The sequence below is a fragment of the Nocardia veterana NBRC 100344 genome (genome assembly GCF_000308855.1).
Lineage (GTDB): Bacteria > Actinomycetota > Actinomycetes > Mycobacteriales > Mycobacteriaceae > Nocardia > Nocardia veterana.
On sequence record NZ_BAGM01000095.1, the window covers coordinates 86,448 to 110,044 of the forward strand.

At 68.9% G+C, this 23,597-nt stretch carries 25 protein-coding genes; 6 read left to right on the forward strand and 19 right to left on the reverse strand.

The genetic code is table 11. The annotated features are described in order from the left end of the window. Positions 1–36: 36 nt before the first annotated feature. The gene (locus tag ON37_RS17510) at positions 37–2,034 is read left to right on the forward strand and encodes a TPM domain-containing protein (RefSeq protein WP_040720665.1); all 1,998 of its coding nucleotides are present in this window, start codon (positions 37–39) and stop codon (positions 2,032–2,034) included. A gap of 12 nt (positions 2,035–2,046) precedes the next feature. On the opposite strand, the gene ON37_RS17515 is transcribed toward ON37_RS17510, so the two are convergent. The 7 genes from ON37_RS17515 to ON37_RS17550 form a co-directional block, all read right to left on the reverse strand. Next, positions 2,047–2,469, reverse strand: coding sequence for a VOC family protein (locus ON37_RS17515; protein WP_040720666.1), 423 nt, complete (start codon positions 2,467–2,469; stop codon positions 2,047–2,049). A gap of 42 nt (positions 2,470–2,511) precedes the next feature. Beyond that, positions 2,512–3,117 (reverse strand): response regulator transcription factor, encoded by a 606-nt coding sequence (locus ON37_RS17520; RefSeq protein ID WP_040720732.1) that lies wholly within the window; start codon positions 3,115–3,117, stop codon positions 2,512–2,514. Positions 3,118–3,274: 157 nt separating this feature from the next. Further along, a complete protein-coding gene (locus ON37_RS17525) occupies positions 3,275–4,480 on the reverse strand; it encodes a sensor histidine kinase (RefSeq protein WP_051031707.1) in 1,206 nt (401 codons plus the stop codon). A gap of 82 nt (positions 4,481–4,562) precedes the next feature. Continuing rightward, the gene (locus ON37_RS17530) at positions 4,563–5,339 is read right to left on the reverse strand and encodes an ABC transporter permease (RefSeq protein ID WP_040720667.1); all 777 of its coding nucleotides are present in this window, start codon (positions 5,337–5,339) and stop codon (positions 4,563–4,565) included. 1 nt (position 5,340) lies between these two features. Beyond that, complete coding sequence (locus ON37_RS17535; RefSeq protein ID WP_040720668.1) at positions 5,341–6,276, reverse strand: ABC transporter ATP-binding protein; 936 nt, start codon at positions 6,274–6,276, stop codon at positions 5,341–5,343. Between the two features lie 111 nt (positions 6,277–6,387). Beyond that, a complete protein-coding gene (locus ON37_RS17540; protein WP_040720669.1) occupies positions 6,388–7,308 on the reverse strand; it encodes an NADP-dependent oxidoreductase in 921 nt (306 codons plus the stop codon). Positions 7,309–7,840: 532 nt separating this feature from the next. Beyond that, entirely contained in the window at positions 7,841–9,232 is a 1,392-nt protein-coding gene (locus ON37_RS17550; RefSeq protein ID WP_040720671.1) for a glycine--tRNA ligase, read from the reverse strand. A gap of 159 nt (positions 9,233–9,391) precedes the next feature. Between ON37_RS17550 and ON37_RS17555 the strand changes: the two genes are divergently transcribed. Together ON37_RS17555 and ON37_RS17560 are read left to right on the forward strand one after the other, a co-directional pair. Next, positions 9,392–9,787 carry an ArsR/SmtB family transcription factor gene (locus tag ON37_RS17555; RefSeq protein ID WP_025351935.1) on the forward strand — a complete coding sequence of 132 codons (396 nt, stop codon included), beginning with the start codon at positions 9,392–9,394 and terminating at the stop codon, positions 9,785–9,787. Continuing rightward, positions 9,784–10,212, forward strand: a complete 429-nt coding sequence (locus ON37_RS17560; protein WP_040720672.1) for a Fur family transcriptional regulator — start codon at positions 9,784–9,786, stop codon at positions 10,210–10,212. Before ON37_RS17555 ends, ON37_RS17560 begins: the two co-directional genes overlap by 4 nt. A gap of 21 nt (positions 10,213–10,233) precedes the next feature. Here the strand turns inward: ON37_RS17560 and ON37_RS17565 are convergent, their stop codons facing one another. Beyond that, positions 10,234–10,836: a TetR/AcrR family transcriptional regulator gene (locus ON37_RS17565; RefSeq protein WP_040720673.1), complete on the reverse strand. Its 603-nt coding sequence runs from the start codon at positions 10,834–10,836 to the stop codon at positions 10,234–10,236. A gap of 109 nt (positions 10,837–10,945) precedes the next feature. On the opposite strand from ON37_RS17565, the gene ON37_RS17570 reads away from it, so the two are divergent. Then, a complete protein-coding gene (locus ON37_RS17570) occupies positions 10,946–12,145 on the forward strand; it encodes an FAD-dependent monooxygenase (RefSeq protein WP_040720674.1) in 1,200 nt (399 codons plus the stop codon). A 27-nt stretch (positions 12,146–12,172) separates the two neighbouring features. Here the strand turns inward: ON37_RS17570 and ON37_RS17575 are convergent, their stop codons facing one another. Continuing rightward, positions 12,173–12,565 carry a hypothetical protein gene (locus ON37_RS17575; RefSeq protein WP_373282045.1) on the reverse strand — a complete coding sequence of 131 codons (393 nt, stop codon included), beginning with the start codon at positions 12,563–12,565 and terminating at the stop codon, positions 12,173–12,175. A gap of 14 nt (positions 12,566–12,579) precedes the next feature. Then, entirely contained in the window at positions 12,580–13,368 is a 789-nt protein-coding gene (locus ON37_RS17580) for an isoprenyl transferase (RefSeq protein ID WP_040720677.1), read from the reverse strand. A gap of 246 nt (positions 13,369–13,614) precedes the next feature. On the opposite strand from ON37_RS17580, the gene ON37_RS17585 reads away from it, so the two are divergent. Continuing rightward, a complete protein-coding gene (locus ON37_RS17585; RefSeq protein WP_040720678.1) occupies positions 13,615–14,490 on the forward strand; it encodes an LLM class F420-dependent oxidoreductase in 876 nt (291 codons plus the stop codon). 6 nt (positions 14,491–14,496) lie between these two features. Here ON37_RS17585 and recO read toward each other — a convergent pair whose 3' ends face one another. The 8 genes from recO to ON37_RS17625 form a co-directional block, all read right to left on the reverse strand. Beyond that, positions 14,497–15,270 carry a DNA repair protein RecO gene (gene recO, locus ON37_RS17590; RefSeq protein WP_040720679.1) on the reverse strand — a complete coding sequence of 258 codons (774 nt, stop codon included), beginning with the start codon at positions 15,268–15,270 and terminating at the stop codon, positions 14,497–14,499. A gap of 68 nt (positions 15,271–15,338) precedes the next feature. Continuing rightward, a complete protein-coding gene (locus ON37_RS17595; protein ID WP_104394168.1) occupies positions 15,339–15,752 on the reverse strand; it encodes a hypothetical protein in 414 nt (137 codons plus the stop codon). A 157-nt stretch (positions 15,753–15,909) separates the two neighbouring features. Further along, a complete protein-coding gene (era, locus tag ON37_RS17600) occupies positions 15,910–16,830 on the reverse strand; it encodes a GTPase Era (protein ID WP_040720681.1) in 921 nt (306 codons plus the stop codon). Next, positions 16,827–17,192: a cytidine deaminase-like protein gene (locus tag ON37_RS17605; RefSeq protein ID WP_040720734.1), complete on the reverse strand. Its 366-nt coding sequence runs from the start codon at positions 17,190–17,192 to the stop codon at positions 16,827–16,829. The genes era and ON37_RS17605 overlap by 4 nt, the downstream gene beginning before the upstream one ends. Continuing rightward, positions 17,179–18,537 (reverse strand): hemolysin family protein, encoded by a 1,359-nt coding sequence (locus tag ON37_RS17610; RefSeq protein ID WP_051031708.1) that lies wholly within the window; start codon positions 18,535–18,537, stop codon positions 17,179–17,181. Before ON37_RS17610 ends, ON37_RS17605 begins: the two co-directional genes overlap by 14 nt. Positions 18,538–18,670: 133 nt before the next feature. Continuing rightward, positions 18,671–19,225: an rRNA maturation RNase YbeY gene (ybeY, locus tag ON37_RS17615; RefSeq protein WP_040720682.1), complete on the reverse strand. Its 555-nt coding sequence runs from the start codon at positions 19,223–19,225 to the stop codon at positions 18,671–18,673. Positions 19,226–19,359: 134 nt separating this feature from the next. Next, complete coding sequence (locus ON37_RS17620; RefSeq protein ID WP_051031709.1) at positions 19,360–20,385, reverse strand: PhoH family protein; 1,026 nt, start codon at positions 20,383–20,385, stop codon at positions 19,360–19,362. Positions 20,386–20,622: 237 nt separating this feature from the next. Continuing rightward, the gene (locus tag ON37_RS17625; protein WP_040720683.1) at positions 20,623–21,531 is read right to left on the reverse strand and encodes a LysR family transcriptional regulator; all 909 of its coding nucleotides are present in this window, start codon (positions 21,529–21,531) and stop codon (positions 20,623–20,625) included. Positions 21,532–21,633: 102 nt separating this feature from the next. On the opposite strand from ON37_RS17625, the gene ON37_RS17630 reads away from it, so the two are divergent. Then, positions 21,634–22,875 carry an MFS transporter gene (locus ON37_RS17630; protein ID WP_245553243.1) on the forward strand — a complete coding sequence of 414 codons (1,242 nt, stop codon included), beginning with the start codon at positions 21,634–21,636 and terminating at the stop codon, positions 22,873–22,875. On the opposite strand, the gene ON37_RS17635 is transcribed toward ON37_RS17630, so the two are convergent. Next, positions 22,859–23,596 carry a 16S rRNA (uracil(1498)-N(3))-methyltransferase gene (locus ON37_RS17635; RefSeq protein WP_040720684.1) on the reverse strand — a complete coding sequence of 246 codons (738 nt, stop codon included), beginning with the start codon at positions 23,594–23,596 and terminating at the stop codon, positions 22,859–22,861. The genes ON37_RS17630 and ON37_RS17635 overlap by 17 nt on opposite strands. Between the last annotated feature and the right edge of the window lies 1 nt (position 23,597).

Here is a 23,597-nt window from a genome sequence, read left to right on the forward strand (position 1 = left end):
CGTCCTCGCCGCCGTGGTGGCGGATACATTCGTGCTATGCCGCCGCTCTCGCGTCTTCGCCGATCACAGCCGCCGACGCTGCTCGCGGTGCTGCTGTCGATCGTGTTCGGGTTCGTGCTCGGCTGCTGCGGCCCGGCGGTGGCCGACCAGCCGATGCGGCTCAACGAATACGTGACCGATTCGGCACAGGCGCTCGACGGACCGCAACGCGATACCGTGCGCGCCTCGGTGGACGCGTTGTACACCGCGCACCGGGAGCGGCTGTGGGTGGTCTATGTCCACGACTTCGGCGGCGTCGACCCGCAGACCTGGGGTGAGCGCACCGCAACGGCGTCCGGGTTCGGTGACCGCGATGTGCTGCTGTCGATCGCCACCGCCGACCGGTCCTATGCCTTCACGGGCGCACTGCCGCCGTCGGTGAGCGATTCGGAACTGGATTCGCTGCTCCGGGACCAGGTGGAGCCGCGCTTGCACAACGGGCAGTGGGCGGAGGCGGCGGTGGCCGCGGCGGACGGATTGTCCACGGCCATGGGCGATTCCGGTGGCGTCGGAATCTGGCCGCTGATCGTGATCACCCTGATCGTGCTGGGCGTGATCGGCCTGGTGCTGGGTGCTTCACAGGTGCGCCGGCGGGCCCGCGGGCGAGCCGAGGCGGCGGCCGCCCGCGCGGTGGATCCGACCGACGCGGCGGCGCTGAGCCGGTTGCGCCCGGATCTGCTCGAGGCCCGCGCCGGTGAGATGTTGGTCGACACCGACAACGCGATCCGCGCCAGTGCGGAGGAACTGCGCCTGGCCACCGACGAATTCGGCGCCACCGCGACCGCGCCGTTCGCGGCTGCCGTCGAAGCGGCGAAACAGGCGATGGCGCACGCGTTTTCGATTCGGCAGCGGCTCGACGACGACATTCCCGAAACTCCGGAACAACGAAACGATCTGCTGATCGAGTTGATCACCACCTGCGGGCGCGCCGACGCCGAGCTCGACGACAAGGTGGCCGAGTTCGACGCCATGCGCAATCTGCTGATCGACGCGCCGCAACGATTGGACGCGCTCACCCGCGACATCGTGGATCTGACCGTGCGACTACCGCGTTCGGAGCAGACGCTGCGCGATCTGGTGGCCGCGCAGCCGGAATCGGTCACCGCACCGGTGCGGGACAACGTGACGATGGCGCGGGAACGGATCGCCTTCGCCGAACAGACCGTCGAACAGGGGCGTAGCGCCGTCGCACAGCCGGTCGGCCGGCAAGGTGGCGCGGTCGCGGCGATCCGTGGCGCCGAGGCGGCGGTGGCGGCCGCCCGCAGGCTGCTCGACGCCGTCGACACCGCCGAAACGGATATCGCCCAGGCGCGGGCCGGATTGCCCGCTGCCCTGGCCGAATTGGGCCGCGATCTCGAGTCCGCCGCGACACTGACCGAGCACGGTGGCCCCGAACTGGCCGAGGCGATGTCCGGCGCCCGGGCGGCGTGGGAGACGGCCGAAACCACCGGCGAGGCCGATCCCCTGGGCACCTTCCAGCGGGCGGTCGCGGCCGATACCGCACTCGACCGCGCCGTGACGGTGGCCGGCGAACGCAAGCTCGCGGCCGATCAGCTGCGCCGGCGACTGGAACAGGCCACGGCCGCGGCGCAGGCGCAGGTCCGCGCGGCGGCGGACTTCATCGACACCCGCCGCGGCGGGATCGAGGCGACCGCACGCACCAGATTGGCCGAGGCCCAGCGCAATCTGGCCCGGGCACAGCAGCTTTCGGATACCGAGCCGCAGTCGGCCCTCGACAGCGCCCAGCGGGCCGCCGATCTGGTTACCCGCGCGCTGCATGCGGCACAGGCCGATGTGCGGAACTGGCAAGCCCGGCAACCGATTTCGGGCGGCTCGCAGGCAGGTGCGGTACTGGGTGGAATACTGATCGACAGCCTGTTGCGCGGCGCGGCCGGTGGGTACCGCGGTCGGCGCACCGGTGGGTCGGGTTGGGGCCCGGCCTCTTTCGGTGGGTCGGACAGCTCCCGCCGGATCAGCCGCGGTGGCCGGTTCTGATTCGCGGCCGCCTCAGCCCGCCGGCGGTACCGGCTCCCCGCTCCGGGTGGCGAGCCACTGCTGCAGCTCGATCAGATTGCCGTCCGGATCACGCAGATACGCGCAGCGAATGCGGCCGTCGTAGTCGATCGGCCCGGCCAGGATCTCGGCGCCGCGGCCGCCGATCTCGGTCAGATACTCGGTCAGATCGTCGACGCGCAGCGACACCATCGTCGTATCCGTCGCGGTAGCCGATTCCGGGCGCAACGTATCGCCCAGCGCCGCTGCCAGATTCGAGCGGTCGTGCAGGGCCAGCGTGCTGCCCAGTTCCGGTTTGAATGCGGCATAGGGCGGTCGCGGATCATCGGTTTGCGGGGTGAGGCCGAGGACGTCGCGGTAGAACGACACACAGCCGGCGAAATCGGACACGATCAGGCGAATCTGAGTCAGGTGCACGAACCGGAATCTACGCTCACCCACCGTGCGCGCACCGGCGACTCAGAGCCAGCCGAGGCGCTCCGCCGCACGGACCGCCTCGGCTCGGGTCCGCGTTCCGGTTTTCCCGATGGCCGCCGAGAGGTGATTGCGAACCGTCCCCTCGGACAGATGCAACCGGCTCGCGATCACCGCCGCAGTGGAACCGTCCGCCGCGGCGGCCAGCACCTCCCGCTCGCGCGCCGTCAGCGGCGATGTTCCCGCGGTGAGGGTTTCGGTGGCCAGCGCCGGATCCACCACCCGCAAGCCCATCTGCACTCGACGAACCGCATCCGCCAATTCACGTGCGGGCGTATCCTTCACGACGAAGCCGTCGGCGCCGGCATCGATGGCACGTCGCAGATAGCCGGGCCGGCCGAAGGTCGTCACCATCAGAATGCGCACCTGCGGAAAGGCCGCATGCACCTGCCCGGCGACCGAAATGCCGTCCAGTCCGGGCATTTCCACATCGAGCAGTACGACGTCCGGATTGCTGCGCCGGACCGCCGCCAGCACCTCGTCGCCCCGGCCGACCTCGGCCACCACCTCGAGATCTGTTTCCAGGCCCAGTAGCGCCGCCAGCGCGCCGCGCACCAACGCCTGATCGTCGGCGAGCAGCAGGCGGATCATCGCCCGCACCTCGGCGCGGCCCCGCACCGGTCGATCCCCGTCATCCCTCGCACACCAGCGACCCTAACCGGCGGGGTGATCAGCCGTCGCCGACCGGCCGAGCGCGGCGCGGGGTGGTACCACCGGAGGCGATCCGCCGGGCCCCGATCGACCGCAGTCAGTTCCGGCCGCCGACCTCGGGAAATTCCGCGCGGACCAGGGTGCCTCCGGCGGGCGGCGTGGCGACGACGAGGTGGCCGCCGGCGGCGCGAACCCGCTCGCGCAAGCCGGACAGCCCCGACCCGAACACCGCGCCGCAGACTCCTCGACCGTCGTCGGTGATCTCGATCATCCGATCATCGACCCGCACCCGGCAGTGGCGGGCGCCGCTGTGGCGCACCACATTGGTCACGGCCTCGCGTAATACCCAGCCGAAAGCCACCACGTGTCGCTCGGGCAGATCGGCGGGATCGGGAAGCTCGGCCTCGATTCCGGCGGCTCGCAGCGCGGTGCGGGCATTGGCGAGTTCGCCGGCCAGCGAGACCTCCCGCAGTCCGCCGACGGTGTCGCGCACCCCGGCCAGCGCCTCACGGGCGAGTCGCTCCACGTCGGCGAGTTCCTGCCGGGCGCGACCCGGGTCGTCGTCCAGCAGCCGTTGCGCCAGTTCGGTTTTCACGGTGATCACGGTGAGCGAGTGGCCGAGGATGTCGTGCACGTCGCGGGCCACCCGGTTGCGTTCCTCGACGATCGCGAGCTCACCCTGCTGCCGGCGAGTGATCTCGCGCAGTTGGGCGCGACGCGCACTGACCTCCCGGCCGATCCACATCAGGACCGGAATGAAGGCGAAATAGAGCGGTGCGCTACCGAAATGCAGCGGTGTGGCGAGCGACAGCGCGATCAGCACGGCCGCCACGGTCGCGACCACCACACCCGATTTCGCCGTCGGCAGCACGAATACCGCCGCGGCGGCGACATAGATCGCGGTTCCCAGCCCGGTGACGCCCAGCAGTGCGGTCAATGCTCCGGACAGCCCGGCCAAGGCCCCCAGCACGAGCCAACGCGGCCATTCGGGCGAAACCGGCGCCGTGGGCGCCTCGTCCCAGTCCGGCCGGCGGAAGGGGCCGAAGCACGAGGCCGTCAGGACCCAGAACAGCGCGAGGCAGAACGCCGCGGCGACCGCTCGCGGATGCCGGCCGTCGTGCCACTGCGACACGATGGGCCCGACCAGATACAGCAGCCACACCAGAGCCAAGATCGCGCCGAAGATCAACCGGCGCTGCTGGATCGCCGACTCCGGAGTGTCGTCGCCACCGGCCACCCCGCGCGCCACCCGGTCCAGGGCGCCGGTGACCGGGCGGGCGATGCCGGATCCGCCCCATCGCACCTTCCGCCTCCCACCGTGGTCGACGCCGTCGGGACCCGACGCTACCGCACCACCCGCCGGGACGGACGGTGCGGCGTCGCGGTCAGCGAGCGGTGTCACGGCGGAACAGCACCGCGGATCCGAGAGCGAACAATACCGCCCAGACGACCACGTTCAGGACCGCGAGCGCGGCCGACGCGGCGCCGGTATCGCCGAGCGGCAGCCGAGCCAGCGTCGCCACCCCGTTGGTGGGAAACACCTTCGACACCGTCTCGAACCAGCCGTGCAGCGGCATGAACAGCCCACCGGCGAACGACAGCAGTGCCAGCGCCGGGCCGAGGATCTGCATCACGTTCTCCGACGGCAACAGATATCCCATGAACAGACCGAAGGCCGCGAAGACGATCGAGGTGAGCCACGCGATCAGGAAGCACCCGACCCAAGCCGCCGCGGTCAGGTGCGCACCGGTCACGGCGCCGGCGACGAATACCACGGCGACCGCGCACAATCCGAGCAGCATCGCGCCGGTCACCTTGGTGGCGACGTAGGCGGCCGGACTCAGCGGGGTCAACCGCAGCTGGCGCACCCACCCGGCGGCACGCTCGACCGCCACCATCGCGCCACCGCTGGTGGTGGCCAGCATCGCGCCGTAGACGGCCATCGAAACCATCACGTACGCAGTGACATTGGCCGATCCGTAGGACTCGTGGCGGTACGACGACTGGGCGCCGAAGACGACGAAGAACACCACCGGCATCACCAGCGCGAGGATGACGGTGCGCCGATTGCGCATCATCCGGCGCAGTTCGAGCAGCAGGAAACCCCGGCTGAAACCTCCGAGGCGGGCGACGCCGGGAATCGGCGCGGTCATGGTGGTCATATCAGTGGTCTCCGGTCAGGGCGAGGAAGGCGTCTTCGAGATTGCGGCCGGTGATTTCGAGGTCGGTGGCCGAGGTCCTGGTCAGCAGGTAACGGGCAACGGCGTCGGAATCCTTGCCGTGCACGAGCACTCGGTCCCCGCGCTGCTCCACACCGTCCACCCCGGCGATCGCGCGCAACGGGGCCGGGTCGGCGTCGGGCAGGGTCGCGGAGACCGTCCGCCCGGCGGCCAGATTCTTCACCGCGGCCGCGCTGCCGTCGGCGACGACGGCGCCGTTGCGCACCAGGACGATGCGGTCGGCGTAGGCGTCCGCCTCGTCGAGGTAGTGGGTGGCGAAGACGACGGTGCGTCCGCGCCGGGCGTCGGCGCGGATGGCGTTCCAGAAGTCGCGCCGGCCCTCGACATCCATGCCGGTGGTGGGTTCGTCGAGAATCAGCAGATCGGGATCGGGCAGCAGGGCGAGCGCGAACCGCAACCGCTGCTGTTGACCACCGGAACACTTACCGACCATCCGATCGGCGATGCCGTCGATGCCGGCGCGCGCGAGCACCTCGTCGGCGGGCCGCGGGTGCCGGTGCAGGGCCGCCACCACCCGCACCGTTTCGCCGACGGACAGATCCGGCAGCAGGCCACCCGATTGCAGGACGGCCGAAATACGCCCGCCCGCAACGGCTTCGGCCGGGGTACGGCCGAGGATCCGGACCGTTCCGGCGTCCGGGCGCAGCAGGCCCAGCATCATGTCGATACTGGTGGATTTGCCGGCACCGTTGGGTCCGAGGAAAGCGACGACCTCGCCCGCCGAGACGGTGAGGTCGAGGCCGTCGACCGCGCGCACCGGACCGGCGGACGTGCGGAAGGATTTGGTGAGTCCGCGAAGCTCGATCACCGGCGCGGCGGCGACCCGTTCCGCCGCGCCGGAGGTCATTGCTGTTGTCATACCTCCACTGTCGCCGGGCGCCGGGCACCGTGCCTGGGCCGAGCGTCACGACTGCACCATGACAGATGTCATGGTGCGTCCCGGGTTCCGCCGCGGCGACGGCGGCCCGGATCAGGGCAACAGCACGATCTTGCCTCGGGTGTGGCCGCGTTCGAGTTCGGCGAACGCCTCGCGCACCTCCGCCAGTGGATAGGTGGCGGCGATCGGGATCCGCAGAGTGCCGGCGGCGGCCAGTTCGGCGAGCTGGGCGAGAACGTCGATGGTGTCGGCCGCGGCATTGCCCTCCGCCTTGACGCCGTAGCGCTCGACCGCCGCGAAGTCGATGATGGTGTCGATCCGCTCCGGTTTCACGCCCAACTCCAGCGCCAGCTCCACATAGCCGTTGCCGTGGGTGTCGATGAAGGCGTCGAGACCGCCCGGCGCCAGCGTCCGAATGCGTTCGGCGAGACCGTCACCGTACTCGACGGGCTGCACACCCAGCTCACGCAGATAGTCCTGGTTGTCCGGCCCGGCGATCCCGATCACCGTCACGTCACGGGCCCGGAGCAGTTGCACCACAATGCTTCCCACCCCGCCGGCCGCCCCGGAGACCGCGATCGTATCGCCGGCTTCCGGGCTCACCGCGCGCACCGCGGCGAAGGCCGTGGTGCCCGCGACGTACAGCGAGCCCGCGACCTCCCACGGCAGGCCGGCGGGCTTGGGCGTCACCTGGTCGACCGGAACCACGACCCGGCTGGCGTGGCTGGAACGCTCGTTGCTGAACCCCAGGACCTCGTCGCCGACCGCGATCCCGCTCACCCCCTCCCCCAGTGCCGCGACGCGACCGGCGAAATCGGTGCCCTCGCCGGAGGGGAATGTCGCCGGCCACCGCTCGTGCAGGGCGCCGGTGCGGATCTTGGACTCGCCCGGATTGATCCCCGCGGCGACCACCTCGACGGCCACCTGTCCGGGACCCGGCTGCGGATCCGGTACCTCGCGTACCTCCAGCACGTCGCGATCGCCGTATCGATCGAACTTGACCGCCTGCGCCATGACAGCACCTTTCGTCGGAACCGTGGACCCTGACCCGGCCACGAACCGGCCGGATCTCGGAGTGTTCAGTGCCCGGAACGGCGCGGACCACCACGATATTTCCGCGGCGCGCGGATTCCCGTACGAATTATCTCGCCGCCGCCCGGGTATTCGGTTTTGCCCGATTTTCGGTGCCGATATACCCGCCAACGACCCGACGTGAACGTCTGCACATGGTCCAGCCGGACGAATGCCGGCCCGGGCGCGACAGCGGCGACCGCCGGGCGGAGCGGTTCCAGCCCGCCGGTGTCGCGGGCCGGTTCACCGAGCGGGTAGTCGACATCGTCCCAATGGGTCGGCAGCACGTACCGCATCGGGAGACGTTCCCGGACAAGGGATTTGCGCTCGGGAACCCGCCGCCGAATGCAGCGAGCGTGGCATCCGGGCGTTGCAGCCGTCGAAGCGGAAGTCCCCGGCGGTGACGACCGCCGGTCACCACGATGAGATCGGCGCGCAACCGCCCGGGACGCCGTCGGCGTCCCGGGCCGGGAACTCAGGCGCCGAGCAGGCGCTGCGCGAGGTACCCCTCGACCTGGTCGAGCGCGATCCGCTCCTGGGTCATCGAATCGCGTTCGCGGACGGTGACGGCCTGGTCCTCGAGGGTGTCGAAATCGACGGTGATGCAGAAGGGGGTGCCGATCTCGTCCTGGCGGCGATAGCGACGGCCGATCGCACCGGCATCGTCGAAATCGACGTTCCAGTTCTTCCGCAGTTGCGCGGCAAGGTCTTTCGCCTTCGGCGACAGATCGGCGTTGCGCGACAACGGAAGTACCGCGGCCTTCACCGGGGCGAGGCGACGATCCAGACGCAGGACGGTGCGCTTTTCCATGACGCCCTTGGCATTCGGCGCCTCGTCCTCGGTGTAGGCGTCGATCAGGAAGGCCATCAGCGAGCGGGTCAGACCGGCCGCGGGCTCGATGACGTAGGGCGTGTAGCGCTCGTTGGTGCTCTGGTCGAAGAAGCTCAGATCCGTACCGGAGTGCTTCGAGTGGGTCGACAGGTCGTAGTCGGTGCGGTTGGCGATGCCCTCGAGCTCACCCCATTCGCTGCCCTGGAAGTGGAAGCGGTACTCGATGTCGACCGTGCGGGTCGAGTAGTGCGAGAGCTTCTCCTTCGGGTGCTCGTACAGGCGCAGATTCTCCGCATCGATGCCGAGGTCCGTGTACCAGGCCAGGCGGGTGTCGATCCAGTACTGATGCCACTGCTCGTCCTCACCCGGCTTGACGAAGAATTCCATCTCCATCTGCTCGAATTCGCGGGTGCGGAAGATGAAGTTGCCCGGGGTGATCTCGTTGCGGAAGCTCTTGCCGATCTGCGCGATACCGAACGGCGGCTTCTTGCGCGCGGTGGTCATCACGTTCGCGAAATTGACGAAGATGCCCTGCGCGGTCTCCGGACGCAGGTAGTGCAGGCCCTCTTCGGATTCGATCGGTCCGAGGTAGGTCTTGAGCATCATGTTGAAATCGCGCGGTTCGGTCCACTTGCCGACGGTGCCGCAGTCCGGGCAGCCGATCAGATCCATCGACACGGTCTCCGGATCGTCGATCTTGTGCTTCTCGGCGTACGCCTCCTGCAAGTGGTCCTGCCGGTGCCGCTTGTGGCAGTTCAGGCATTCGACCAACGGGTCGTTGAACACGCTGACGTGCCCCGAGGCCACCCAGACCGGGCGCGGCAGGATGATCGAGGAGTCCAGACCCACCACATCGTCGCGACTGGTGACCATGGCCCGCCACCACTGCTTCTTGATGTTCTCCTTCAGCTCCACACCCAGCGGGCCGTAATCCCACGCCGACCGGGTCCCTCCGTAGATCTCGCCGCTGGGGTAGACCAAGCCCCGGCGCTTGGCGAGATTCGCGACGGTGTCGATCTTCGACTTGGGTGCCACGGTACGAGCTCTCCCTCTGGATGATGGGGCTGAACGATTCGCCCCAGCCTAGCGACATCCGAAGGACCGGCGCCAAGCAGTATCGACGGCGAGCCGCGCTTGACATGCGCACGTGTGCATACCAATAATGGCATCGGTTTCCAATAAGGAGTTGGTTCGATGACCGCCGACAGCGGTGTGCCCGCACGTCGAAGCCGCGTCGCCGTCGAGGCGCCCACCCCGATCCCGCACGACCCGTACCCGTATCGCGCCCCGACCGCTCCGGCTGTGCCGGCTCGCACCACGCTGGACAATGCGGGTGAGCTGCTGCGGGCACTGGCGGCGCCGGTGCGGATCGCAATCGTGCTGCAGCTGCGGGAATCGCCGCGCTGCGTGCACGAACTGGTGGATACGCTGGGCGTGACGCAACCTCTGGTCAGCCAGCACCTGCGCATTCTGAAGTCCGCGGGAGTGGTGCGTGGCGAACGCACCGGCCGCGAGGTGATCTACGAATTGGTCGACGACCATCTGGCACGCATCGTCGTCGACGCCGTCGCACACGCCGAGGAAGGATGACCGTGCCGGAGAAGACGGGCACAGCCGAGAAGGTCGGTATTCGCAGCACCCGCCAGCGCAGCGCGATCACCGCGCTGCTCGGCGATATCGAGGAGTTCCGGTCGGCGCAGGAACTGCACGACGAATTGCGCCGCCGCGGCGAGGGCATCGGCCTGACCACGGTGTACCGCACGCTGCAATCCCTGGCCGACGCGGGCAAGGTCGACGTGTTGCGCACCGACACGGGCGAGTCCGTGTACCGGCAGTGCTCGAAGGGCCACCACCACCATCTGGTGTGCCGGCGGTGCGGTCGCACCGTCGAGGTGGAGGGGCCGACGGTGGAGGCCTGGGCCGAGACGATCGCGGGCGAGCACGGCTTCACCGACATCAGTCACACCATGGAGGTGTTCGGCACCTGCCGCGAGTGCGCGCGCATCGCGCACTGACCCGGTTCCACAGCGAATCACCTACTGCGACAGAGGTTTCCGTCCCTCGCCGAGCCGATCCGCCAGTGCGAGGAGCCCCTCGGCGATATCGCGCTCGGTCGGCGCGTGTTCCGGGTCGAGGGTCCACTGCATGAGCACACCGGACATCAGCGCCATCTGCAGCGCGCCGATCGTGCGCACGGCTCGATCGTCGACGGCCTCCTCGGGGACACCGAGCAGCCCGGCGGCGAGCCCGCTGCGCCCCTCTCGCAGCGCATGCGTCATGAGCTCGCGCACGCGCGGTGAGCGTTCCGCTTCCACCCCGGCCTCGATCGATGCCAGCCACAGCTGCCGGTTCTCGCTGTAGGACGCGATCGTGTGCCGCCAGAACGCCTCGTAGCGCTGCCGGGGATCGGCGGCGGAATCGAGTGCGGCGAGGGTCGCCTCCTGGATCCGCTGCCCCCACTCCTCCATAGCTCGGGAGAACGCCTCGATCAGCAGGGCGTCCCGGGATCCGAAGTGATAGCCGATGGCGGCGTGATTGACCCCCGCCGCGGCGGCGATATCGCGCACCGTGGTGCGTGCCCACCCCTTCTCCTTCAGACAGGCCAGTGCTCCGGCCAGCAGATCCTCGCGGTTTCCCATGGTGGCGATGCTAACCAACCGCTTCTCCAAGCGTTTTATCCAATTGGATTGACCATTTGGATAAGACGATTGTATGGTCTCGGTGACCGCATCGAACGAAGGAGTACTCATGAGCCTGTCCATCCTGATTTCCGGCGCCGGGATCGGCGGGCCGTCACTGGCGTACTGGCTGGGCCGTCTCGGCCACCGGGTGACCGTGGTCGAGCAATCGCCCGTCCTCCGAGCCGGCGGCGGTGCGGCGGTCGACTTCCGTGGCGACCAGATGACCCTGCTGGAACGCATGGGCGTACTCGCCGATATCCGGTCCAACGCGACCGGCATGGGTGATCAGCTGGTGGTCGACGCCGCGAGCCGCACCCGCACCCGGTTCCCGTCCGCGCTGTTCAGCGGCGAGGTCGAGATCGACCGCGGCGATCTGGCGCGAATCCTCTACGAGCACAGCGCAACCCACGCCGACTACGTCTTCGGCGACCGCATCACCGCGATCGATCAGAGCAGCGAGGACGGCGTCACCGTCCGTTTCGCCCACGCCGGAACCCGCGACTACGACCTCGTCGTCGGCGCCGACGGGTTGCATTCCGGGGTGCGGCAGTTGGTGTTCGGCGCGGAACAGCGGTTCCGGCGCGACCTGGGCTATTACGTGGCCGCGTTCAGCACGCCCAACACCTTCGGCCTGGACCACCGCGGTCTGATCTACAACGAGCCGGGCCGCTACCTGTCCGTCGCCAGCGCCCGGGACCGCGCTCGTGCCCAGGTGGGCTTCGTATTCGCTGCTCCCCCAGCGGAATTGGACCGCCACGATATCGAGGCACAGAAGCGTTTCATCCACCGGCACTACGCCGAAACCGGATGGAAGGCGCCGGAACTGCTCGCGGCGCTGGCCGACGCCACCGATCTCTACCTCGACTCGCTGAGCCAGATCCGGCTCGATCGCTGGTCCGCCGGGCGGGTAGCCCTGCTGGGTGACGCCGCGTGGTGCGCCGGCCCCGGCGGCAACGGGACCGGGCACGCGATGCTGGGCGCCTACACGCTGGCGGGTGAGCTCGCGGCCGCGGACGGGGATCATCGCCGGGCCTTCGCCCGCTACGAGCAGATCATGCGACCGGCGGTCGAGAAGTCACAGCGGTTCGCCACCGGCGCGGGCGCCTTTCTGGCCCCTGCCACCCGGTGGCGCATCCGGCGTCGCGACCTCACCTATCGGGTGCTGTCGACCTCGGTGATGTCCGGCGTCTTCACCTGGTTGAGCGGCCGGTCGGCGGCCACCGGCGCACTCGCCGAGTATCCGCTGCCCGCCGCGCTCACCCGGTGACCGAGTCGGCGGCGGATATCGCGGATATCAGGGCACCAAGCCCTGCCGCGCCCGGCCCGCCCCCGACAGCACCAGCAACAGCATGGTCGCGAGCGCGTCGTTGTCGAGCCCGGCCGCCGGGAAGGTGTAGCGCAGCAGCACGTCGGCCTGCTTCTCGCGGTCGATGATCGTCAGGGAGCCGAACTGCAGCGCGTTGTTACGGTCCGCGACGCGCTTGTGCAGTTGCGGTTTCAGCGGCCGATCCCAGGCCAGCACGCAGGTCAGGGTGAGCACGTCCAGGCCGGGGGCCAGCGTCACCCCGCGCAGCGAGCACAGCGCACCCTCGTATTCGAAGCCGAGGGCGCCGCCCTCCTCCTCGCGCACCGCGATATTGCAGCTGCGCAGGCAGGCGGCGGCCTGGTCCTGGAGCTGCCGGGCAATGGTCAGATCGTTGCTCACTTGACGCCACCGAACCGGCGATCGCGCTTGGCGTACTCCACACAGGCCTCCCACAGGTCGCGCCGGTCGAAATCCGGGAACAAGGTGTGCTGAAAGACGAATTCGGCATAGGCCGACTGCCAGATCAGGAAATTGGAACTGCGCAATTCGCCCGACGGACGCAGGAACAGATCCACATCCGGCATATCCGGTTCATCCAGATATTTGGCGAAGGTCGACTCGGTGATCTTCTCCGGATCGAGCTCCCCGGCCGCCGCCCGCCGCGCGATTTCCCGTGCCGCGTCGGCGATTTCGGCGCGGCCACCGTAGTTGACACACATCGTCAGGGTCATCACCGTGTTGTCCTTGGTGAGCTCCTCGGCGATCTCCAATTCCTTGATCACGCTGCGCCACAGGCGCGGGCGCCGACCGGCCCAGCGCACCCGCACGCCCATCTCGTGCATCTCGTCGCGACGGCGGCGGATCACGTCGCGGTTGAAGCCCATCAGGAAGCGCACCTCGTCGGGGCTACGCCGCCAGTTCTCGGTCGAAAAGGCGTAGGCGGACAGCCATTTCACGCCGATCTCGATGCAGCCCTCGACGGTATCCATCAGCACCGCCTCGCCGCGCTCGTGTCCGGCGGTGCGCGGCAGACCGCGATCCTGCGCCCAGCGACCGTTACCGTCCATCACCAGGGCCACATGCTTGGGCACGAACTCCGGCGGCAGGGCGGGCGGGGTCGCGCCCGACGGGTGCGGTGACGGCGGACGAATCGTGCGAGTGGACTGGGAGCGGTTACCGATCACGCCACCTATCCTGCAACACCGCGGTGAGCGAGTCGGCCGGGGCTCTCGATCACCGTTCGACGCCGACGCCCGCCCAGACCCCGAAGGCCTTGTCGGCCGGCTCGAGATCGCGCACAGCCGACGGATGAATTCCGGTGCGGCCCGCCTCGGAGCCGACCGTCGAAGCCCGGGCGGAAAGACTTGACTTGGAGTGCGCTCCAGCACATAGCGTGGGGACTACATGTCAGTCACTGACCAGGAGATTCGATGGAGCTCGGATTCCACATTCCCATCTTCGATATCGACGGAGGCACGACCGCCATCGCCGGCGAACTGGCGCGGGTCGGGCAGGCGGCGGAGGCGGCGGGAGCCACCTGGCTGTCGTTCATGGATCACTACTTCCAGATCGAGCCGACCGGACTGCCGGCCGAGGCGAACATGCTGGAGGGCTACACCACGCTCGGCTACCTGGCCGCGCACACCACCACGATCGATCTCGGACTTCTGGTCACCGGCGTGACCTATCGGCACCCGGGGCTGCTGGCCAAGATCGTCACCACCCTCGACGTCCTGTCCGGCGGGCGGGCGACGCTCGGCATCGGCGCGGCCTGGTTCGAACGTGAACATCGCGGGCTCGGCGTGGACTTCCCGCCGATCGCCGAGCGGTTCGAGCGACTCGAGGAGACGCTGCGGATCTGTGCGCAGATGTGGGATCCGCAGAACAACGGACCGTTCGAGGGTAAGTACTACCGGCTGGCGGAGACCCTGTGCTCGCCGCAGCCGATCAACCGGCCGAAGGTCCTCATCGGTGGTGGCGGCGAGAAGAAGACGCTGCGCCTGGTCGCACAGTACGGCGACGCGTGCAATCTGTTCGGCTCCTCGCCCGAGGACGTCGCGCACAAGCTCGATGTGCTCCGCCGCCACTGCGACGACGTGGGCCGCGACTTCGGCACCATCCGCACCACGATCATGGCCAACAACCCGCGCCCGACACCCGATACGCGCGACGAATTCGTCCGGGCCATGGCCGATTACGCGAAACTGGGGATCGACGCGGTGATCATCACCCCGACCTCCGGATCCCCCGCGGCCTGGATCGAGCAGATGGCGCCCGCGGTGGGGCAACTGGCCGAGCTCGGCTAGGACGAATCAGCCGACTCGCGAATCCATCCGTTCCAGCACCTCGTGCGGACGCGACCGCTCGATCAGCGGCAAGGTTCGCAGCTGCCGTTCCAGATGCCACTGCAGATGGGCGGCGGTGAGGCCGCTGGCCTGGCGGCGGACGGAGTCGGCGACCGCGTCGAGTCCGGCCCACTCGCCGCGGTAGAGCGCACTCATCAGTTCCAGCACACCGACCGCCGGTGTCGCCGAACCGGGTGGGCGGCAGTGCACGCACACCGCTCCCCCGGCGGCGACATGGAAGGCGCGATGCGGGCCGGGGGTGGCACAGCGGGCACATTCGTCCAGCGCCGGCGCCCAGCCGGCGAAGCCCATGGCGCGCAACAGAAATGCGTCCAGGATCAGTTCGGGGGGCCGATGGGCGGCGGCGATCGCGCGCAAGGCGCCGGCGGTCAGGGTGTGCAACCGCGGCGCGGGCGCCCGTTCCTCACCGGCGAGCCGCTCGGCGGTTTCGAGCACCGCGCAGGCGGTGGTGTAGCGCCCGTAGTCGGCGACGATATCGGCGGCGAACGCCTCGACGGTATGCACCTGGGTGACGGTGTCGAGATTGCGCCCGGGATACAGCTGCACATCGATGTAGGCGAACGGCTCGAGCCGAGCACCGAATTTCGACCGGGTCCGGCGCACACCCTTGGCCACGGCCCGCACCAGCCCGTGCTGACGGGTGAGCAGCGTGACGATGCGATCGGCCTCCCCCAGCTTGTGCTGGCGCAGCACAATCGCCTGGTCCCGATACAACAACACGCCAACAGTCTCCCACGCCGGGCCGACCGTCCGGCACGGCCACACCCGAGATTCGCCCCCGCGCCCGCTCAGACGCTGCGCGGCAGCCCTTCCGCGTAGAGCTGCGCGATGCGCGGGGCGTGGATCGTGCGCAGCAGCAAGGTGGTCCAGCCGGTGCGGATCGGGTCGATGGCGCCGCGATCGGCCTCGACGAGCATCCGCTCGGGCCCCTGCAATTCCATGGTGACGGCGGGATGGCCCAGCCAGACATCGACCAGAGCCTCGCGATTACCCCAGATGACCAGCCGCTTCCGGCTCATCCCGATGGTTCCGCCGACGATATTCTCCCAACTGGAAGAACCGTAGTGCAGTGGGGTCCGATAATTGCGTCTGGCCAGCGATCCACTCACCGGGCCGAATACGACGATCCCTTCCGATTCCAGATCCGAACGCACTTGCGGCGGCAACTCTTTCGAGCCGAACGCCCGGGACATCCACTTCACGCCAGGATCGTAGGCCCGCAACACAATGTGCGTGCGCACACAGTTCGCGCGCTCCTGCGGAAATACCGGATCCGCACATCACAATTCGACTACGACGACGCCGACGCGCACCGTCGGACGAACCATCCCGGTTGCGGCGCAACAGCGGATCGAGACGTCAGAAACCCAGCTTGCCCAGCTGTTTCGGATCGCGTTGCCAATCCTTGGCCACCTTCACGTGCAGATGCAGATAGATGCGGGTGCCGAGAATGTGTTCGATCTGTTTCCGCGCCGCGGTACCGACCTCTTTCAGCCGCGCGCCGCCCTTACCGATGATGATCGCCTTCTGGCTCGGCCGCTCCACATACAGCAGGGCGTGCACATCGAGCATGCCCTCGTGCTCCTCACGCGGCAGCACCTCCTCGATCACCACCGCCAGTGAATGCGGAAGTTCGTCGCGGACACCCTCGAGCGCGGCCTCGCGAATCAGCTCGGCCATCAGGGTTTCCTCGGGCTCGTCGGTCAACTCACCGTCGGGATAGAAAGCGGGACCCTCGGGCATCTTCGCCGCGATCACATCGATCAGCAGCTCGACCTGCTCCCCCTTGGCCGCCGAGACCGGTACCACCTCGGCCTCCGGGCCCAGCAACTGCGAGACCGCCAGCAGCTGCTCGGCGATCTGCGGCTTGTCCACCTTGTCGATCTTGGTGACCACACCGATCAGCGTCGTCTTCGGCGCCATCTGCTTGACCTGCTGCACGATCCAACGGTCGCCCGGCCCGATCTTCTCGTCGGCCGGAATACAGAGCGCGATGACATCGACCTCGGAGTAGGTGTCGCGCACCAGATCGTTGAGCCGCTGCCCCAGCAGCGTGCGGGGCCGATGCAGTCCCGGCGTATCCACCAGGATCAGCTGGGCGTGGTCGCGGTGCACGATGCCGCGGATGGTGTGGCGGGTGGTCTGCGGCCGCGACGAGGTGATCGCGATCTTCTGCCCGACCATCGCGTTGGTCAGCGTGGACTTGCCGGTATTCGGCCGGCCGACGAAACAGACGAAGCCGGAACGGAATTCGCCGCCGGACTGTTCGGCCCCGCTCATCGCGCGGCCTCGGTCGACGAATCGAGAGTGCGGTAGGTCGCGCCCTTGCGGTCGGTGACGATGATCGCCGCCGCGGCGCTCACCTCGCGCACGGCCGCCACCCCGGCATCGGCTTCCTGGCCGCCCACCAGAACGGCTGCCTCGAAGCCCTCGGCGCCGCTGGAGATCGCGGCCGCGACCGCGGCCTGCAAGGCGGTCAGCGACAGCGCGTTCAACTCGACCGCGCCGGCCGCGTAGGTGCGGCCGTCGGTATCGCGGACCGCCGCGCCCGACCCACCGCCGGTGCGTCCCATCGCACCGCGGGCCAGGACCAGCAGCTTGTTGTCCTCGGCATTCAGTTCGGCGGTATCACGATCGCTCATCGCCAGCTCCATCCTCGATTTTCGATGTCTCGTCCCGCCCCCGATGTTTCGAATCCCCCGCCGCGTCCGACGCCCCGGCCTCGTCCTCGGATTCGGCCGCGCGCCGCGCGAGGACGGTATGCACCCGTACCCGGCCGCGGGCATCGGCGCCACCCTCGCCCTGCAGCAGCAATCCGTGCACCACCACCTCCGAACCCGGCAGCGGCACCCGGCCCAGGGTGTGCGCGAGCATGCCGCCGACGGTATCGACGTCCTCGTCCTCGATCTGCAAACCGAACAGCTCGCCCAGATCCTCCACCGGCAGCCGGGTGGAAACCCGGAACACCCCGTCGCCCAGATTCTCCACCGGAGCGATCTCATCGGTGTCGTACTCGTCGGCGATCTCGCCCACGATCTCCTCGAGCACGTCCTCGATGGTGACCAGACCGGCGATCCCGCCGTACTCGTCGACCAGTAGCGCCATATGGTTGCGCCGCCGCTGCATCTCGTCGAGCAGAGCGTCGAGCGGTTTGGAATCGGGGATGAACACGGCCGGGCGCATCACCGACCGAACCCGCACGGCGCGGCCCCGATCCGCATACGGCACAAGATCTTTCAGATAGACCACGCCGAGGATGTCGTCGACGTTCTCGCCGATCACGGGGATGCGCGAATGACCGGACCGCACCGCCAGCGACATCGCCTGCGCCACCGTCTTGTCCGCCTCGATCCACACCATCTCGGTGCGCGGGACCATCACCGCGCGGGCCGCGGTGTCACCCAGTTCGAACACCGACTGGATCATCCGGCGTTCTTCGGAATCGACCACCCCACTCTGCTGCGCCATATCGACGATCTCGCGCAGCTCCACCTCGGAAGCGAACGGGCCGTTGCGAAAACCCCGTCCCGGCGTGATGGCGTTACCGATCATGATCAGCAGCCGGCTGACCGGGCCGAGCAGAGCACCGATCGCCTGCACCGGCAGCGCCGCGGCCAACGAAATCGAATAGGCGTGCTGCCGGCCCAGAGTGCGCGGGCCGACACCGATGACGACATAGTCGACCACCACCATCACCACCGCCGTGACCGCCAGCGCCCACCCCCAGCTCAGCACCTCGCTGAGCGCGGCCACCAGCAGCACCGTCGCCGCGATCTCGCAGGTCAGCCGCAGCAGGACCATGAGGTTCACATAGCGCGGCCGGTCGACCGTCACCCTGGCCAGCCGACGCGCGCCGGGACGATCGGCGCGAACCAGATCGTCGACCCGGGCCGCGGATACCGTCATCAACGCCGAATCGATCGCCGCGAAAACACCGCCGACCGGCACCAGTAGGATCGCCAGCAGCAGTGGAACCAGCGAATTCACGCTCTGCCCTCGACACGAAGATCCCCCGAACAGCGCTGCCGCCTCCGGCCCTGACCGCTCATGCTGTATCCAACCGCGGCACGAGCGGGGGCCTGCGTGGTGACGCTACGCTGCCGCCTCCGGCCCTGACCGCTCATGCCGGGCCCAAGGGGTCGCCCGGGGCGGTGAAGCCCGTCTTGCCGAGCAGGCGACGGTCACGTTCGGCCAGTTCGGCGCGGCGGGCTGCCTCGCGCAGGCTCTCGTACCATTCGGCCAGCAACCGGTTCTGCAGGCCGAACATCACCTTCTCCTCCTCCGGCTCGGCGTGGTCGTAGCCGAGTAGATGCAGGACTCCGTGCACGGTGAGCAGGGCCAGTTCGTGATCCAGGGAATGCCCGGCCTTGGCGGCCTGGGCCGCGGCGAATTCCGGGCACAGCACGATATCGCCGAGCATCGACGGCCCCGGTTCGGCGCCGTCGGGACGACCGCCCGGTTCCAGTTCGTCCATCGGGAACGACATCACATCGGTCGGTCCGGGCAGGTCCATCCAGCGCATGTGCAGGTCGGCCATGGTGTCGAGATCGACCAGCACCATCGACAACTCGGCGGCCGGATGAACATCCATCCGTTCGATCGCGAACCGCGCGACGCTCACCAGATCCTGCTCGGATACGTCGATGCCCGACTCGTTGGCGATCTCGATACTCACCCTGCCAGCCTAATGGGGTACCTACCGGGGCTCGTCATCAGCACAGCGGCGAGCCGCTCAGACCGACACAGCGGCGAGCCGCTCGGCATGCCAGCCGCGAGCCACCTCCGGGACAGCGAGCCGGATGCTTCCGCTCAGCGGCGAGCCGCTCGATCCGCGGCCCGGCGTTGCGCGCGGTTGCCGCCCGGATAGTGCCGAGTCATCTGCGGGCGCGCATCCGATTCGTAGCGGTCGTAAGCGTCGACGATCTCCGAGACCAGCCGGTGCCGGACCACATCACTAGAGGTCAGCTCGGCGAAGTGGATATCGTCGATATCGGTGAGGATGTCGCTGACCACCCGCAGTCCGGATCGGGTACCGCCGGGCAGATCCACCTGCGTGATATCGCCGGTCACCACGATCTTGGAGCCGAAGCCCAGCCGGGTGAGGAACATCTTCATCTGTTCCGGGGTGGTGTTCTGCGCCTCGTCGAGAATGATGAACGAATCGTTCAGGCTGCGACCGCGCATATACGCCAGCGGCGCGACTTCGATCACGCCCGAGGCCATCAGCTTCGGAATCGCCTCCGGATCCATCATGTCGTGCAGGGCGTCGTAGAGGGGACGCAGATACGGGTCGATCTTCTCGTTCAGCGTGCCCGGCAGGAAACCCAGCCGCTCTCCGGCCTCCACCGCCGGCCGCGTGAGGATGATGCGGGTGACCTGCTTGCTCTGCAGCGCCTGCACCGCCTTGGCGACGGCGAGGTAGGTCTTACCGGTACCGGCCGGACCGATCCCGAAGACGATCGTGTGCTCGTCGATCGCGTCGACGTAGCGCTTCTGATTCAGCGTCTTGGGCCGGATGGTCTTGCCGCGGCGCGCGATGATGTCCAGGCTCAGCACCTCGGCCGGCGAATCCGAGGAGCCCTCGGTAAGCATCGATACGGTGTGCCGCACCGCCTCGGGGGTCACCACCCGGTTGTGCGCGGTCAACGCGACCAGCTGCTCGACCACCCGTTCGGCCAACGCGACATCGGCGGCCTTACCGGTGAGGGTGACGGAGTTCCCGCGGACGTGGATGTCGGCATCGAGGAGACCTTCGAGTTCCCGCAGGTTCGCATCGGCGGAGCCGAGAAAACCGAAGACGGATTCCGGGGCGAGTTCGATGCTGGAACGCACCATCCGGGCCGCTGGTCCCGAGCCGTTACCGTTGCCGCCGGCACCGGCTCCGATGCCGGTCGTGGGTGTTGTCGGGTCGCCGATATCGCCTGATGTTCGCAAAAGGGGCTATAGCCTACTTTCCGGTCTCGAACGAATGGTCTCGATGTATACAAAGTCTATCGCGCGGCACCGACACCGCCCAGTGAATTGATCTCCCGCCCCAGCTCAGCGGGCGGTAACCGAGCGGAGTGACCGCTGTCACCCGCCGTTCACCGAGCGGGTCCGGTCCGCCCACTCCACGGCGAAATCCCGGAAGGTGCGCACGGCCGCACCCGGTGCCGCATCGGCCGACCAGATCAGCCCGACCGCGCGCGCGGCGCCCGGATCGGACAGCGGCACCAGGACCGGACCCGGTTGCGGTCCGCGGACAGCGGGTTCTTCCAAGGGCAGCAAAGCCACTCCCAGACCCGCCGCGACCAATCCGGAGACGGTGACCAGATCGCTGGATTCCAACGCGATCCGCGGGCGGAAACCGGCTGTGGCGCAGAGGTCTTCGAGAATTCGCCGCATACCGTAACCGGTTGGCATGGCGATGAATTCGGCGTCCGCGGCCTCGGCGAGCCGGATCTGCCGCCGCCCCGCCAGGCGGTGGTCGACCGGTACGCCCAGGGCGAGGCGCTGGCGGAACAGGGGCCGCCATCCGAGCCCGGGCAGCACCGGCTGCGGCGAGGTCAGACCGAGGTCCGCGGTGCCGTCGAGCACTTCGGCGGCGACGAGATTCGCCGGCCCCTGGTCCAGGCGGAAGGTGATCCGGCCCGACATCCGGCGGAAGCCCGCGATCAGTTCGGGAACCACCCGGCCGCCGAAGGAGTGCAGGAACGCCAGCCGCACCGTGCCGCGCGCCGGATTGGACAGGTCGGCGAGCGCCCGCCCGGCCGCATCCAGTTCGGCCTGGGCGCGGCGGGCGTGTTCGTAGAAGATGCGCCCGGATTCGTTGAGGGTCAGCCGCTTTCCGTGCCGATCGAACAGTTGGGTGCCGAGGCGGCGTTCCAGCCGGGCGAGCATCCGCGACAGGGTCGGCTGAGCGAGGCGCAGCCGGTCGGCCGCCGCGCCGACCCGCTCGAGTTCGGCGAGGGTCAGAAACCAGTGCAAATCGTCACTCGGCACGGCGCACCTCCCCGGGCTCAGCTCTGCTAATGCCGCATGAGCATCAACTTACCGATCATTATGCATTTCATTTCTTAGCGATTCGGGGCCACCGTGGTTGTCGTGACCGCGACCGTGACCACCGCACCCGCCCGTTCCGCCGAGACCGCGCGCCGTGAGCGGCGGATCACCCTCGCCCTGTTCGCGGCCGGGCTGACCACCTTCGGATCGATGTACAGCGCGCAGGCGCTGTTGCCGAGCCTGTCCGCGGCCTTCGGCGCCTCACCTGCCCGGGCGGCGCTCGCGGTCTCCTTGACGACGGGCCTGCTCGCCGTGGCCATCGTTCCGGTGAGCGTGCTCTCGGGACGCTTCGGACGCACCCGGGTGATGATCGTGTCCGCGGTGACCACCAGCGTCCTGGGGCTGTTGCTGCCGTTCAGCCCGAATCTGGAACTGCTCCTGGCCGGCCGGGCGGTCGAGGGCATCGCCGTCGCCGGCGTTCCGGCCGTGGCAATGGCCTACCTGGCCGAGGAGATCGGCTCCGCCGGCCTCGGCGCCGCCATGGGTGTGTACGTCGCGGGGACGACGGTGGGCGGGCTCACCGGCCGCCTGATTCCCGCATTCGTCCTGGAGTTGGCGTCGTGGCGCTGGGGCGCGGCCGTTTTCGCGGTGGCCGCGGCCGGGTGCACCCTGTGGTTCGTTCGATTGCTGCCGCCCTCACGGCATTTCGAACCGCAGCCGCTGGGTATCCGCGTCCTGGCCGCGGATCTCGCCGGACACCTGCGCAACCGCGCGCTGCTCCCGCTGTTCGGTCTGGGTTTCGTCCTGATGGGCGGCTTCGTCGCCGTCTACAACTTCCTCGGTTACCGGCTGACCCAATCGCCGTTCGGATTGTCGGCTGCCACAGCGGGTTCGGTCTTCCTGATGTATCTGTCGGGCACCATGTCGTCCACCGCCGCCGGGCGGCTGGCCGATCGGCTCGGCCGGCTGCCCGTGCTGGCGATCTCGATCGCGACGATGGGTACCGGCCTGCTGCTCACCGTTCCGGACCACCTGCCGGTCCTGCTGGCCGGACTGCTGTTGTTCACCGCCGGCTTCTTCGGCGCGCACGCGGTGGCGAGCGCGTGGGTGGGCGCGACGGCCGCCGGCAATCGCGCGGCCGCATCGTCGCTGTACCTGTTCGCCTACTACGTCGGCAGTTCGATCGTGGGAGCGCTGGCCGGCCTGGCCTACAGCGGCCACGGATGGGCGGGGCTGGCGGTGTACGTGGGCGTGCTGATCGCCGCCGCGGCCGCGCTCACGGCAACGCTCGCCCGCACCGGGACGGCCGAGCCGGAGGCGGCGACGGCTACCAGCGCGGGGTGAGGGCGCCCAGGGCGCCGAGGGCGACCGCCGCCGCGGTGGATGTGCGCAGCACGGTCGGGCCGAGCAAGGCGATGTGCGCGCCGGCCGCCTCGAGCGCCGTGAGCTCGTCGTCGGCGAGGCCCCCCTCGGGCCCGACGATCAACACGATGCGGTCCGCGTCGAACGGCAGGCCGGCGAACCGCGCGGTGCCGGACTCGTGCAGCGCGATCGCGATGCCGTTGTCCGCCACGGTCCGGCGCACCAGATCCAGCACGTCACCGGTCCGATGCAGGTCGGCGACCGCGGGGATGTAGGCCCGTCGCGACTGCCGGGCGGCCGCACGCGCGGCCGCACGCCACTTCTCGACCCCCTTGCGCGCCTTGGCCTCCCAGTTCGCGACGCAGCGCGCGGCCTGCCACGGCACGATCACGTCGGCACCGGCCTCGGTCATCAGCTCCACCGCGAGTTCGGACCGATCCGATTTCGGCAGCGCCTGCACGACCGTCACCGCGGGCGACACCGGCGGCGCGACCACCCGATCGCGAACCTTCAGCTCCAGCCGATCCCGCCCGGCGGCCACGACCTCGGATTCGGCGAGCAGGCCGGCACCGTCCGAGAGCGTGATCGGCTCCCCGACCCGGATCCGGCGCACGGTCGCGGCATGCCGGCCCTCCGGGCCGTCGAGCACCGCGACCGCACCGACCTGCGGGATCTCGTCGAGATAGAAAACCGTTGCGGCCACG

Bases quoted from the DNA above. Each gene is read 5' to 3' on its own strand.
- ON37_RS17510 (WP_040720665.1), top strand. From the start codon at position 37: ATGCCGCCGCTCTCGCGTCTTCGCCGATCACAGCCGCCGACGCTGCTC.
- ON37_RS17520 (WP_040720732.1), bottom strand. From the start codon at position 3,117: ATGATCCGCCTGCTGCTCGCCGACGATCAGGCGTTGGTGCGCGGCGCG.
- ON37_RS17530 (WP_040720667.1), bottom strand. From the start codon at position 5,339: ATGACCACCATGACCGCGCCGATTCCCGGCGTCGCCCGCCTCGGAGGT.
- ON37_RS17535 (WP_040720668.1), bottom strand. From the start codon at position 6,276: ATGACAACAGCAATGACCTCCGGCGCGGCGGAACGGGTCGCCGCCGCG.
- ON37_RS17540 (WP_040720669.1), bottom strand. From the start codon at position 7,308: ATGGCGCAGGCGGTCAAGTTCGATCGATACGGCGATCGCGACGTGCTG.
- ON37_RS17555 (WP_025351935.1), top strand. From the start codon at position 9,392: ATGACCGCCGACAGCGGTGTGCCCGCACGTCGAAGCCGCGTCGCCGTC.
- ON37_RS17560 (WP_040720672.1), top strand. From the start codon at position 9,784: ATGACCGTGCCGGAGAAGACGGGCACAGCCGAGAAGGTCGGTATTCGC.
- ON37_RS17565 (WP_040720673.1), bottom strand. From the start codon at position 10,836: ATGGGAAACCGCGAGGATCTGCTGGCCGGAGCACTGGCCTGTCTGAAG.
- ON37_RS17570 (WP_040720674.1), top strand. From the start codon at position 10,946: ATGAGCCTGTCCATCCTGATTTCCGGCGCCGGGATCGGCGGGCCGTCA.
- ON37_RS17585 (WP_040720678.1), top strand. From the start codon at position 13,615: ATGGAGCTCGGATTCCACATTCCCATCTTCGATATCGACGGAGGCACG.
- era (WP_040720681.1), bottom strand. From the start codon at position 16,830: ATGAGCGGGGCCGAACAGTCCGGCGGCGAATTCCGTTCCGGCTTCGTC.
- ON37_RS17605 (WP_040720734.1), bottom strand. From the start codon at position 17,192: ATGAGCGATCGTGATACCGCCGAACTGAATGCCGAGGACAACAAGCTG.
- ON37_RS17620 (WP_051031709.1), bottom strand. From the start codon at position 20,385: ATGGTGCGTTCCAGCATCGAACTCGCCCCGGAATCCGTCTTCGGTTTT.